Here is a 14,360-nt window from a genome sequence, read left to right on the forward strand (position 1 = left end):
TTATTTCACCTGACGGGCTGCTTTCGCCATCATTTTTTTCAATGCATGGGACACAGCAACAAAACCAAAGGTCGCAGTAACCATGGTTACCGAGCCAAAACCTGAAGTACAGTCCATTTTTTTAGGTCCTTCCGCTGTACTGCGCGAAGCACAAACTGATCCATCAGCCTGGGGATAAACCAGTGGTTCGCTGGAAAAAACACAGTCGATCCCCAGTTTACCTTTGCTGTTTTTCACCACATTAAAGTCACTTTTCAACCTTTCACGTAGCTTAGCCGCCAGCGGATCCTGAATAGTTTTTGCCAGATCGACTACCTCAATACGTGTTGGATCGAACTGCCCACCTGCACCACCGGTGGTGACTACTGGGATTTTATAGCGGCGACAATAAGAGAGTAGTGCCGCCTTAGGCCGTACACTATCAATTGCATCAATGACATAGCTAAAATTGTTATTTAAAAGCTCCGCGACATTATCCGCAGTAATAAAATCATCAATACACGTCACGCGGCATTCAGGATTGATAGCCAGAATACGTTCCGCCATCACTTCGGTTTTAGCTTGGCCGACATTGTGCCGTAAGGCATGGATCTGACGATTAGTATTGGTTACGCAAACATCATCCATATCAATCAACGTAATCGCGCCGATACCAGTGCGCGCCAGCGCTTCCGCTGCCCAAGAGCCGACACCGCCAATACCAATGACACAGATATGCGCCTGCGAAAACAGTTCCAGCGCCTGCTGACCATATAGACGCGCTATGCCACCAAACCGCTGTTGGTAAGCTTCGGAAAAGGCTATGTTCATCAATGTGTTACCTTAATTGCTTCGAAATGACGTTAATAATATCGATGATATGAAGACAAAAGCGGCCAATTGGCCGCCTGATAAAGAGTGAAACCGACCGTATACCGGCAATTGCAGGTAATAAGGAAGCTTACTGACCCTGATTATTTACCAGTAATGATGAACCATTACCCGCTGGCGCGACTGTTTTGCCACCTTGATAAGCGGTAAATAGCGGTCCGCTGCTTTGGGCATTTTTCAGTACCCAAACCCGACCATAATGATTGTAGTACCCAGCAGCCTGCCCAGCTTCATGGCCAATCCCCTGATAGATATCAAAATGCTGACCTTTAATCGCACCACCAACATCCAATGCCACCATCAGGCGCATCTGATATTGACCCGTGAATTTGCCCTGATTATCCAGCAAAGGCACTTCAGCTAGTAATGTGGTGCCTGGCGGAATCAAGGAACGATCAGATGCAACTGACGCTTTGGCAATCAATGGAACCGCACTGGCCCCTTTCACCGGCGCGTACATTTCTGGTTTAAAGAACACAAAGGACGGATTCTGCTCTAAAAGCTCTCTGACCTCAGCTTCACTATGGGTTTCAGCCCAGTGGCGGATGGCTTGCATCGACATATCTGCTTTAGCGACTTCGCCACGATCAATCAGCACTTTGCCAATACTACGGTAAGCATGGCCATTTTTACCTGCATAACCGAAGAAGGTCAGTGGTCGCCCATCGCCATAATCAACATAGCCGCTGCCCTGCACTTCCATCATAAAGTTATCCACCAGCGAATTGGTGTATGCGATAACTAAACTGCGGTTATCCAATGCACCTGCATAGATAGCAGCGCGATCGGGTAAACGGCGCTTTCCTTTAGCAGGCATCCGATAAAGTGGGTGGCGGAATTCACCTTGTGGCGTATAACGGGCCTGAAGCACCGGAGTGTAGTAGCCAGTAAACTGTACGTTACCGAAATTATCGACCCCCTCCATCTGATAGGCATTCAAACCAAATAAACTTAGCTTGCTGGTATCGGCCCCAGCCAACATCCAGTTTTCGACCGCATTGAATGTATTACTATTGCGGTTATAGAGACCCGGTGAAGATTGGTTAATCACTTTCACCTGATCAGAATAATCTTTTGCGTTAACTGGCTTACCTGTTGCATTTGGTTCATTCACCAGTTCCAGTGATTGCTCCAGACGCCCATCCTTATATTGCTGCCCACGATCGGTTGGCCGCGATTGGCACCCCGCCAGAACAGCAATCATTATTCCACTTAGTAGGTATTTGCCCCAACGACTTGTCATTTCACGCCTTCTTTTACTCATTTTATCTACTGGCGAACGATAACAAACGCCTATAGATAAAGGAATCGGCAGGTGGAAAAAAATCCTCCTGACCCCGTTATGGGGAAAAAGGAAACAGATAGTTGATAAATTAATCGAAAAAACCTATTTACCCTAATTAAGTGGCAAAAATACTTGCAACAGATCTCATCCAGAGTATAGTGCGCTCAATCGGACGCGGGGTGGAGCAGCCTGGTAGCTCGTCGGGCTCATAACCCGAAGGTCGTCGGTTCAAATCCGGCCCCCGCAACCAACCGATACTGGCTACCAGCAGTATCAAATGTCGTTCGATAGTCTTGAAAGTTAAGACGAATTAGGTAGAATAGTAGTGAGAAGCAAATAAAGTGTAGTGACGGACGCGGGGTGGAGCAGCCTGGTAGCTCGTCGGGCTCATAACCCGAAGGTCGTCGGTTCAAATCCGGCCCCCGCAACCAATTACACGACTAAGTAGTAAGATAGAAAATAGTATTAAGACGGACGCGGGGTGGAGCAGCCTGGTAGCTCGTCGGGCTCATAACCCGAAGGTCGTCGGTTCAAATCCGGCCCCCGCAACCAATTCTTAATCATTTTCATATCAACATCAGACACCCTCAAGGGTGTTTTTTTGTTTCTGGCTTTATACCCGTCATATTTCAAACCGCATGTGTGTTGGTTGCTTTCGTTCACCCGAATAATTGACTAACGTCAACTCAGCGGGATTATCTCAGTTGCCGCCTTCCTGCAACTCGAATTATTTAGGGTATATATCTCAATCAATAACAATGCCCTACGCGTTAAAGTCGGGCCATCGCCCCACCATTAGCAAAATAGGCTTTGATGCCAGCAAAAATAGATTCTGCGACTTGTTGCTGAAAACGGCTGGTACGTAGTTTGCGCTCTTCTTCCAGATTACTGATAAATGCTGTTTCAACCAAAATTGAAGGAATATCAGGTGCTTTCAATACAGCAAACCCCGCCTGATCGACACGGTTCTTATGCAGCGTATTAATCTTCCCCATGCGATTCAGCACTTCTTTACCAAACTTCAGGCTGTCATTAATCGTCGCCGTTTGCAGTAAATCAATCATGGTATGGTCCAGATAGCGATCACCACTTTTGCTAACCCCCCCAATCTGGTCGGCCTCATTCTGTGTCTGGGCCAGGAAACGCGCGGCGGTACTGGTTGCGCCCTTGGTTGATAGCGCAAAAACGGAGGAACCTCTGGCCGCCTGACTGGTAAATGCATCCGCATGAATTGAAATGAATAAATCTGCCCGCAGTTTGCGCGCCTTCGCTACCCGCACTTTCAACGGGATAAAAACATCTTCATTACGGGTCATAAACACCCGCATATTGGCTTCTTTTTGAATTAACGCCCGTAACCGACGGGCAATTTGTAGCACGATGTCTTTTTCACGGGTTTTATTTCTACCAATAGCACCGGGATCTTCTCCGCCGTGACCAGGATCCAGCATGATAACTATCGGTCTATCGCGCCCTGCTTTGCCTGCTTTTGGTGTCTCTGCGGGTAAGCTACGCTCCACGTCGCCTTTATTATAATCTTCCAATAATGCCAACAATGGATCGTCCTCAGCAGAGCTGTTGCCCTGAGCGGGATATAAATCCACTACTAAACGATTTCGAAATTCAGCAAAAGGTTTTAGAGTAAATAGCTGGGGGCTGATGCTCTGCTTCAACTCCAAAACCAAACGGACGGTATTTTTATCAAACTGCCCTACTCGGGCTTGCTTCAGATAAGGGTCACCGGACTGAACCTGATTAGTTATCTGTTTCAGGACGCTATTTAAATGTACCCCTTCAATATCAACCACAATACGATCAGGATTGGTAAGAGCGAACTGACGATACTTCAGCGGAGTATTGGATTCCAGCGTGACTCGGGTATAGGTTGAAGAGGGCCAAACCCGGACTGCAATAATATGTGAGGAAGCAGCAAATCCAACTCGACTAACACTCAGCATCCAGGCGCTCGCAGCACCTTGTAACAGACGACGACGCCCAGGATTATGATTTGAATCTGCCATGTAACTCCAAAGTAACTACCAAAATATGAATAAAAAGCGCACAAAAAAATTTATGTGCAAAAACTTTAACGAATCAATCCCACGCTGTCATTAGAAAAACATTTTTATGTTATTCAATTTATTAATACAGATACGCCATACATATGCATTTGATAGTAATTTGGTGCTTGCCATCTTGGTCAAAAAAGAATAAAAATACAAAAATACCGAATAAAAATTCAAAGAGGGTCTGCCGTGAAGGAACGTAGTACTGAACTGGTCCAGGGATTTCGCCACTCAGTTCCCTATATCAACGCGCACCGTGGCAAGACATTCGTTGTCATGTTGGGTGGCGAGGCGATTGAGCATGAAAACTTCGCGAATATCGTCAATGATATCGGTTTGTTGCATAGCCTTGGGATCAGGTTGGTCGTGGTATACGGTGCGCGCCCACAGATCGACAGCAATTTGGCACAGCATCATTACGAACCTATTTATCACAAGCATACCAGGGTAACAGATGCCCGAACTCTGGAAATGGTGAAACAAGCAGCCGGCCTATTGCAGTTGGATATCACTGCAAGACTATCAATGAGTCTCAATAATACCCCGCTACAAGGCGCGCATATTAATGTAGTCAGTGGCAACTTCATTATTGCTCAGCCGCTGGGGGTGGATGATGGTGTGGATTATTGTCATAGCGGGCGTATTCGTCGTATCGATGAAGAGGCAATTCACCGTCAATTAGATAATGGCGCAATCGTGTTACTAGGCCCGGTTGCTGTATCGGTGACCGGCGAGAGCTTTAATCTCACATCAGAAGAAGTTGCCACCCAGTTAGCTATCAAACTGAAAGCAGAAAAGATGATCGGTTTCTGTTCATCCCAAGGGGTGACTGACAGTGAAGGTGACATTATTTCAGAGCTGTTCCCAAATGATGCTCAAAAACGGATTGAAGATCTGGAACAAGAGGGTGATTACAACTCCGGTACGGTACGCTTCCTACGTGGTGCAGTGAAAGCTTGCCGTAGCGGTGTGCGCCGGAGCCATTTACTGAGTTATCAGGAGGATGGAGCGCTAGTCCAAGAGCTATTCTCCCGCGATGGTATCGGTACACAGATTGTTATGGAGAGTGCTGAACAAGTGCGCCGCGCTACCATCAATGATATTGGTGGCATACTTGAATTGATTCGCCCGCTGGAACAACAAGGCATTCTGGTGCGTCGTTCGCGGGAACAGCTTGAAATGGAAATCGACAAATTCACGATTATTGAACGGGATAATTTGACGATTGCCTGTGCAGCGCTCTATCCGTTCCCTGAAGAACAAATAGGTGAGATGGCCTGCGTGGCAGTACATCCTGACTATCGCAGCTCTTCTCGGGGAGAAATGCTATTAAAGCGCGTTGCTAATCAAGCGCGACAGATGGGGCTTAAAAAATTGTTTGTACTCACCACCCGCAGTATTCACTGGTTCCAAGAACGCGGTTTTACACCTGCCGAAGTAGAGGTTTTACCGATTCAGAAGCAGGAACTGTATAACTATCAGCGGCGCTCAAAGATTCTGTTGGCTGATTTGTAGCCGTATTGATTATAAATATTGCGACCAAATGCTTTATCAGGGTTTTATTTAATTTATTCCCAACATAATTAGCGTTATAGGGAGGCCGCAAGCAGCGGCCCCCCTTGCCAGACCAAGGGATGGTCCGTGTAACGTGTTCCTTGTGGCTTCAAGCAGCAGCGTATAACTCACGTCAATGCATTCAAACGATCCACTAACCCACTCAGACGAAGAGTCGGTGTGCGTATCGCATTGCCCAATATCGTATCGCTACAATACAGAGTTAAACGCTGGCGGGCGCGAGTGATCGCGGTATAAACCAATTCGCGCGTTAATACCGGCATAAAAGTATTCGGTAATACCAGGGCGGTATGTTCAAACTCTGATCCTTGCGACTTATGAACTGTCATGGCATAAGCCGTTTCATGGCTGGGAAGACGGCTGGGTTGCACCGATTTTATGTTGCCATCCGGCAACTGGAAATGCACCCGTAGCTCTCCTTCATCGTCATATAACGCGATACCAATATCGCCATTAAAGAGACCTAACGCACTGTCATTAAGCCCAATCATCACCGGCCGACCGGCATACCAACGCCCAGATGGGCCAGGTGCGCGCTCAATTAACCTCTTGCGATGCAACAACTGCTCAATCCGTTCATTCAAGCCACTGACACCAAATGGCCCACTTCGCAATGCACACAACAATTGATAACGACCAAATGCCGCCAGCACATCCACAGCATGCGCACCTGTAGCTGCCAATTGGAGGTAATGCTGATAGCCCGCAACGCAATCCTCCAGCAACCGTTGGTAGTCATCTGAATCCGTCAGAGAAAAATGTTCAACATCTGAATAGGCCCCCTTTAATACTGATAATGCATCCCGATACTTGCCTGCATTAACCGCTAAAGCGAGCTGCCCGATACCCGATTTCTCATCAAACCGATAGCTCTTACGCAATAAACACAGGCTATCACGCACATTGACCGTATCCGTAGAGACTGATCCAATCGGTATATTTCCGGCCAATGTGCATCCTGTCAGCCGTGCTAACTGTTCTGCACGAGCCTTGCTATAACCCAACTCAGCAAAGCGACAAATATCCCCTAATACCGCCCCGGCCTCAACCGAAGCTAACTGATCTCGGTCCCCGAGGAAAATGACTTGAGCTTTAGCGGGCAAAGCGGCAATTAGCCGCGCCATCATGGGTAAATCCACCATAGACGCTTCATCTACCACCAGCACATCAAGATTTAGTGGATTACCTCGGTGATAACGCAAACGTTGACTGTTTGGTTGAGCACCTAATAAACGGTGCAGAGTGGATGCTTGATCTGGGAATAACTTGCGCTCGGCGTCTGTAAGTGTAAGTTGGCGGATGGCATTCCCCAATGACTCAGTCAGCCGCGCAGCGGCTTTACCCGTTGGGGCAGCAAGCTGGATACGTAAACGCTGCCCTTGGCTAAGCTGTATCAGCGCAGTTAATAGCTTGGCTACTGTGGTGGTTTTCCCCGTTCCCGGCCCACCAGAAATCACCGAGATACGGCGAGTAGCGGCTACTGCGGCGGCCACCTTTTGCCAGTCAATCTCCGTGTCTGATCGACCAAATAGGCGGTCCAGTGTCTCTGTTAATAGGCTTTCGTTAATCCCCCTGGCCTCATTAACGAATAAAGCGGTATTGTCACTGGCAATAAACCGCACCACATCACCCTCGTACTGCCACATCCGTTGGAGATACAAACGTTCATTTTGCAACACCAACGGCGTTGGTAATGAGCCATCACTGACCGCTGGAGAATTATTTAATCCTTGTATCCAACGCGACAGCTCTGGAGCACCAGCAGCCAGCCATAATGCTTGAGATAACCCAACCTGCCGCCCACCAAACAGTTGTTCTGGTTGCAGATAACTTAATGGCAGGCACACATGCCCGGCTCCCGCCTCGGCGCTGAGAATAGCCGCCGCCAATTGCAGCATAGGCTCATCATCCCCTGCAATCATGCGAGAAAATTGAACATCCAGAGGGCGTAGTAAGTGGTCACGAACCGCTTGGTCCAGTAGAACCATCATCTTGATGAATCCTCATCTGCCTGAGCTGTACCACTTTCATGACCTGAAAGTAGAACGACCTCATTGCCACTGAATAAACAATCCATTCCTTCAATCAGCTCCTGTTCAGGGCGACAACTAAAGATACCATTACCCGGATGTTGTTTATCGACACCACGCAAGAAGAGATAAATGACACCCCCGAAGTCCCGTTGATAGTCATAATCGCCCAAGCGATGACGTAAATAACGGTGTAAAGCCAAGGTATAAAGCTGATATTGCAGATCATAACGATGCTCAGCCATCGCTTGGGCCATCAATTGTACGGTATAAGCACTACTGTCTTCTCCCAGCCAGTTAGATTTGTAATCTAATAAGTAATACTTACCCTGCCAGCAGAAAACCAAGTCAATAAAGCCCTTAAGCATCCCTCTGACTTGCTGAAAATCTAACACCGGACACTGACGTGAGAGCGGGTCATAATGCTTGATTAAGGCATCTAATTGATTAGCGCGTAACAAAGTATCGATAGGCAAATAAAACTGTAGTTCCGCCTGCTTACTCTCCGGCGTCAATCCCGCCAGAGTTACGCCCGCATCGTTAAGGGGGACTTGCATAATGTCACTTAGCCATTGATACAACATTGGCGACCATTGTTCACCAAAGCCCTGTTGCTGTAGTTGCTGCGCCAGCCAGTCTGGCTCAATAGGTTGGCTAAAATCTAATGGCTCAAGTAAATCATGCAGGAAAGTCCCCGGTGCCGCCCCCCGCGGGAAGGTATGGGGCGTTAAATCAGCTGCGGTGATGAGTGCCTGCTCACCGACGGCATCACTATCTAGCCGTGGCAATAGCTCCTGTAAAGGGAGATTCAGAACCTGCGATTTGGCACCATGCTGCTGTAGGCCGGAATAACTGGTAACCCGCCAAAAGTCGTGCATTTGTCGGTTAAACTGGCGCGCGGCGAGTTCTGGCAAAACTTCAGGCCGTGGCTGCCAAGCTGTAGCGTCAGGACGTTCCGCCAGTGAGACCGAAATATCACCGCCCGAAAATGTGGTTAGCTCCGCCAACTTATCCGCCAGATATTGCGCGTCGCCAGCTTGTCCATGTTGAACCAAATAGCCTAAAGCGCTAAGGTGCATGTCGCTTTCGCCCTGTTTTTTCCGCCCGCCTTTAATCAGCGGCGCAATACCGATACTGCAATGATAAACCGCGCGGGTCAGCGCAACGTAGAGTAACCGTAAGTCTTCTGCCAACCGCTCTTCTTCCGCCAAAGCCTGGCTCTCTTCATCAGCATTCAGATCAAGCAGAGCCTCAAAGCTATGACGATCGTGATATAGCACGTCCTGCTGCTGACGGAAATTGCCGACAAAAGGGAGCCAAACCAACGGATACTCCAACCCTTTTGATTTATGAATTGTAATCACCTGAACCAAATGGCGATCACTTTCCAAACGCAATTGTTGATTATCTGACTGATGATTTGGTTGTGCTATTTGTTGTGCCAGCCAACGGATTAGTGCGTGCTCACTATCAAGCTGTGATGCGGCCTCTTGTAATAACTCTCCCAAATGCAGTAAGTCTGTCAGCCGACGCTCCCCACCAGGGGTCGCCAACAAGTTTTCAGCTAAATGACGCTGTGCCATTATTTCTCGCAGCATAGGAAGCACACCACGGCGCTGCCAATGTTGGCGATAGCCATCGAATTCATCGACCAGAGAATCCCAAGCCCGTTCATCGTGATTCAATGCATCCAGCATCTGTGCATCCAACCCTAGCATCCCGGTAGCCATCGCACTGCGTAAGGCTCTTTCCTGCTCAGGGGCCAATGCAGCTTGCAATAACCACAATAGATCTTTGGCTTCTGCAGTATCAAAAACACTGTCGCGATTGGATAAGTAAACCGATGGAATAGCTAAGGCACTCAGTGCATCTCGAACCAGCGCAGCCTCTGCCCGGCTACGAACCAAAATAGTAATATCAGATGCCTGAACCGGCCTTGAGCCTGTCGTTGTCACTAATTGCGCCAGCCCATTCTGCCCATCCACCAGCCAGTCACGGATTTGACTGGCGCACTGCCTGGCCATCAATTGCTGGTATTCACTAACCCCAACCCCTTCACCCGGTTGCAGCCAAAAAGAGATGGCTGGCTGTTTTTTCCCTTTAATTTCAAAAGATAGACAGCTATTTTTTTCAGCCGCCGCCACCTTGACAAAAGGGATTTGTTCAAACAGAAAGGGAACCTCAACCGAACTAAAAAGCCTGTTTACTGATTGAACCATCGGGAAAGAGGAACGCCAATTGGTCTCTAACGTGTAGTGGGCACTTACTTCTGAACGAGCACGAATATAGGTAAAGATATCTGCGCCACGGAAAGCATAAATAGCCTGTTTAGGGTCGCCAATCAGTAATAAACCACACTCACCTTGGTTACCATAAAGCGTGTGGAAAATACGGTATTGCTGAGGATCGGTATCCTGAAACTCATCAATCATTGCAACTGGATAACGGGTACGAATAGATTGAGCTAACAACTCACCACCTGGCTGCTGTAATGCCACATCCAATTTACTGAGCAAGTCATCAAAACCCAATTCTGCCCGCTGCCGTTTCTCCTGCTGGACGGAAGTTCGTATCTCGCTAATTGCGCGGGCTAAAATCAAATCTCTTAGTGTCAAAGGTTGTTCGAAGATGCGGTCTATCGCACTGAACACCGAGTGTTGGGGGATCGCACCTTTTTTGGTTTTCTCAGATAATATCGATTGGCGAAACTTTTCTAGCTCTTTAGGTAACTGATAATCACCGGTTTCCTGCTCTGCCCATATAGCGACCTTTTCTAGCCAGTTAGGTAAATATCGGCTGCTATAGCTGCGCTTATCAACGCCAGATGCACTAATTAAAGCTTCCAACTCATGAGCCACCGCACGCCATTGCGCTTTGACAGCATCAATTTGCACAACTATTTGCTGATGCCGGCTGAGTATCGTTTCATCATCACCTGGTGCTTGCCGAAATTTTGGTGTTTCACCTTGTAAATAAGCAGCAAGGTCTTTGAGCAATGCCTCCGGCCCGCTCCATTCCTGGCTGACTGCGCGTGCAACAGCCAACGGAAGCGGATAGCAATGACGCCGCCAAAAATCGGCACAGGCCTGTCTGCGTAAGGGCTGTTCATCCTGAACCAATGTTTGTTCAAACAAGATGCCAGATTCAAAAGCATTGTTCGTCAGCATTCTCTGACAAAAACCGTGAATAGTATAAATTGCGGCTTCATCCATCTGACGCTCAGCAGTAAGTAACTGTGCTGCGGCCTCGCCCAGATCACTAATTTCAGTTAATAAAGCCTTATGCATTAGGTCATCACTGACTCCCCGTACGCAAGCAATACGCAACCCATGGATATTGTCGCGAATTCGCCCCCTCAACTCTTCAGTTGCCGCCTCAGTAAAGGTCACCACCAGGATTTCCTCTACTTTCAGGGGACGACTGAATGCTGCCTCCCCTCCCAAACCAAGCAGCAATCGCAGATAAAGAACCCCAATGGTAAAGGTCTTACCAGTACCGGCAGAGGCTTCAATCAGCCTCTCACCGTATAAGGGGAGCGTCAGCGGCTCCAGCCGCTGGGGAGTCATTGATGTCATGGAGCTAATACCTTCTGCGGCAGGGTAGCCTGCAAGGCAGATGTTGTCGGATAGGTCGTCCATCCTTTAAGCACCGCATATCCGCCAGCCGTTTGCCCCTGACCTTTAACTTGAGAAAGCAGTGCCAGACCTTGCGGTTTAATAACCGCTTGCTGGAAGAAATCAGCTAATACAGTGCTATTAAGTTGCTTCACCTGAGCAATCATTTTTTCGCGACTATCAAACGCAAAATTATTACGATTGAAATCATTACTGTAACGACTAGCCTCTTCATCCAGAGTTTGTGGTCGTTGCAGTAATTGGTTAATTAGCCCTTGTTTATATTGTTCAAAATCAGCAGGTTTCATTTCACGCAGGCGCTTTTCTGCCTGTGGATAGAAGGCAAGATAGCGTTGATAAAGGTAATCAGGTTGCTTGCTGTTACTTTGCAGCAAGAACCCCAAGCCCCACTGTCGGCCAACCGACATCGGGAAGGCAAATACTGCATAGCCGAGTTGCTCTTCGGTTCGTAATTGATCATAGAACCACGGTTGAACAATTTGCCCCAGCAAAGCACTACGCGCCATACCATCAATTTCCGTATAGCCGGTTGGAACATAGACTGCCGCCAGCGCAGCATCAGAACTGCTGCCAAGCCGCTCCATATTGGCCAGTTGTGCCTTATCAACAACAACATCCTCGCCGGTCCACCAAGTAGTTCCCGTCAAAGCCAATTGTTTTTTCAACGATTCCGCCAGAGTGGTAACTTGCTGGGTAGTCATATTACCCACTGCCAATACTTCCAGCGCAGATTGCTTCAGCAAGCTATCACGATAAGTCAGCACATCTTGCACGCTGATAGTATCAAGCAATTTGCGCCGTTCGCTGCGTTCAGAATAAGGAACATGAGACAGCAATTTCGCTGGCTGAATCGCCAGTTCATAAGCTTTGCCTTTCTCAGCCACGTCCAACTGCTCGCGATACCAAGATTTAGCCTGCACTAATTGATCTTCTGTTGGCGTAAAACTGGAATAACCTTCAACCAGCGTGGTTAGCAATTGTGGCATCCGCTGTGTGAAGCCATTAGCACTGACATATAAACCGTTGTTAGGGGCGGTTGAGAAGCTGATTCCGCCGATCGAAGCCTGATAGCTCAGTTCATCCAGTGAAAGGCCGGCCAGATAATCAGTCAGGGCGAATAGTACCTGATGGCGGGCGGTATCCAACGCATGAGGATTGCGGAAAGCCAGCGCGATATCGGCTTTCGGTTCATCAGCAAAATACTGACTTGGCATGTAAAACACCCGTAACCCCGGTTGTTCCGCAACATTCTGTGGCCGGGTGATATTTTTATCTGCTTTGATCAGCGTAAAGTCATCTGGGATATAGGGGTTAAGTGCCGGTAGGCTCAGAGTGATATTCTCCCCAAGTTGTTGCCAGTCTTTCATCTCTTGTGGGCTAATTTTATTGACCTGATAAGGGGCATCAACAAAATAGGCCACTTTATTGTGAGGCTCTTCAGGGCTGACAAACCAGATCCGCGCATTCTCTGGCGTCATTTCAGCCAACCGGGCAGCAATGGCCTTGGGATCATAATGATCCGCCAGATAGGGCGCATCAAGCACATGTGCGACAGGTACTCGCAACATCATATCCACCAGCCACTCGATGTAATCCATATCTCGCGTGATTGAGGGATAACGGAAATCCAGATTTAAAACATGGGCTATCTCATCGAAATAGCTCTGTTTAATGCCGTCTTTTTGCAACATTTTGATGTAATCAAAGATAGCGGCCACCACGACGTCACGTTTGGCCAAACCTTTATCCGTAAGTGATACCGAAATAGAGAACACCCCACCATTACGGTCTACCATTGGATCGGCACCGGCATTAATAGCATCTGCCAGCCCCTGTTTTTGTAGCCAGTCGGACAACGTATCTTTACTGCGATTACCAATCAAATAGCTAACATAGGTATCTGTTTTGCTGCGAAATTCTTCGCTATTGTTCTCAATGCGAAAGTCTATTTTTAACTGTTTACGCGGTTGGGCTGGAACATAATGAATAATAATACCGGTTTGGTCCGGTGTTACAGCAGGTACCGTAATTGGAGGGACTTTTGCCTCCCGATTCGGAATCCGGCCAAAGGTATCAGCCGCTAATTGTGCCAACTGCTCCAGAGACTGATTGCTATACAGCACCCCCACCATCAAATTGGCAGAATAGTAACGATGATAAAAACTCAGCAGCTCATCATGTAATTTGCCATCAGGCTTGTCTTTCAGCGTATCAAGATTACCCCCCGAAAAACGCGCACTAGGGTGTGCTGGATTAAGCGTTTCAGCATTAACCTGCGCCATGCGCATCCCATCGCGCGAGCGGGCCATCGTCAATTCAGCATTGACCGCATTACGTTCACGATCAGCATTGATAGGGTCTAACAAAGGCTGTGCAATAGCATCGGCTAAACGCTCAACTGCCGGAGCTAATGCATCATTTTCAATTTCAAAATAAAAAGCGGTTCGATAAGAAGCCGTACTCGCATTATGGCTACCGCCATGCTTTTTCAGAAACTCGGCAAAACTGCCTGGTTCAGGAAAACGCGTAGAACCCATCAATAACATGTGTTCCAGATAATGAGCTAAACCCAACTGGTTATTGGGATCTTCCAATGATCCGACAGGCAACGCCAGTGCTGCCAAGGATTTAGGTGCTTGCGCATCAGAAACTAGCAATACCGTCATACCATTAGGCAACTTTATTGCCTGGTATTTACGCAGGTCATGTTCACTTTTGTGAATGGCTTCTGCCAGAGGTTGCCACGCAGGCGCAGCAGCCCAACTGAGAGGTGCCAGCAAACCTAATAAGAAAAATATACCCATGATGCGAGCAAACTGTTTATGCATTCCGTTTCTCCCCTAACCCCTTAAAAATTACCGCTTAAAGCCGCAGCCAACTTTCTGGTATTGATATGTAT

General features: G+C 47.9%; 7 protein-coding genes and 3 tRNA genes. 4 read left to right on the plus strand and 6 right to left on the minus strand.

What is annotated here, in order from left to right; translation table 11 throughout:
• Together tcdA and mltA are read right to left on the minus strand one after the other, a co-directional pair.
• The gene (gene tcdA / locus ACWJJO_RS17675) at positions 1–810 is read right to left on the minus strand and encodes a tRNA cyclic N6-threonylcarbamoyladenosine(37) synthase TcdA (RefSeq protein WP_481091306.1); all 810 of its coding nucleotides are present in this window, start codon (positions 808–810) and stop codon (positions 1–3) included.
• A 130-nt stretch (positions 811–940) separates the two neighbouring features.
• A complete protein-coding gene (mltA, locus tag ACWJJO_RS17680; RefSeq protein ID WP_083162888.1) occupies positions 941–2,113 on the minus strand; it encodes a murein transglycosylase A in 1,173 nt (390 codons plus the stop codon).
• 215 nt (positions 2,114–2,328) lie between these two features.
• On the opposite strand from mltA, the gene ACWJJO_RS17685 reads away from it, so the two are divergent.
• From ACWJJO_RS17685 to ACWJJO_RS17695, 3 genes are all read left to right on the plus strand, one after another.
• Positions 2,329–2,405 (plus strand) — tRNA-Met (locus ACWJJO_RS17685).
• Positions 2,406–2,509: 104 nt separating this feature from the next.
• Positions 2,510–2,586 (plus strand) — tRNA-Met (locus ACWJJO_RS17690).
• Positions 2,587–2,630: 44 nt separating this feature from the next.
• Positions 2,631–2,707 (plus strand) — tRNA-Met (locus ACWJJO_RS17695).
• A gap of 218 nt (positions 2,708–2,925) precedes the next feature.
• Here ACWJJO_RS17695 and amiC read toward each other — a convergent pair.
• On the minus strand, positions 2,926–4,176 hold the full coding sequence (gene amiC, locus ACWJJO_RS17700) for an N-acetylmuramoyl-L-alanine amidase AmiC (RefSeq protein ID WP_372559781.1): 1,251 nt from the start codon (positions 4,174–4,176) through the stop codon (positions 2,926–2,928).
• A gap of 234 nt (positions 4,177–4,410) precedes the next feature.
• Here amiC and argA point away from each other — a divergent pair, with 234 nt between their 5' ends.
• Positions 4,411–5,736, plus strand: a complete 1,326-nt coding sequence (argA, locus tag ACWJJO_RS17705) for an amino-acid N-acetyltransferase (protein WP_083162886.1) — start codon at positions 4,411–4,413, stop codon at positions 5,734–5,736.
• A gap of 167 nt (positions 5,737–5,903) precedes the next feature.
• Here argA and recD read toward each other — a convergent pair whose 3' ends face one another.
• The 3 genes from recD to ptrA are packed head-to-tail and all read right to left on the minus strand — an operon-like array spanning position 5,904 to position 14,289.
• Entirely contained in the window at positions 5,904–7,784 is a 1,881-nt protein-coding gene (gene recD / locus ACWJJO_RS17710) for an exodeoxyribonuclease V subunit alpha (RefSeq protein ID WP_481091605.1), read from the minus strand.
• The gene (gene recB, locus ACWJJO_RS17715; protein WP_481091606.1) at positions 7,784–11,401 is read right to left on the minus strand and encodes an exodeoxyribonuclease V subunit beta; all 3,618 of its coding nucleotides are present in this window, start codon (positions 11,399–11,401) and stop codon (positions 7,784–7,786) included. The genes recD and recB overlap by 1 nt, the downstream gene beginning before the upstream one ends.
• Positions 11,398–14,289, minus strand: coding sequence for a pitrilysin (gene ptrA, locus ACWJJO_RS17720; protein ID WP_372569542.1), 2,892 nt, complete (start codon positions 14,287–14,289; stop codon positions 11,398–11,400). The genes recB and ptrA overlap by 4 nt, the downstream gene beginning before the upstream one ends.
• Positions 14,290–14,360: the final 71 nt, after the last annotated feature.

This window comes from Yersinia antarctica (assembly GCF_056636475.1).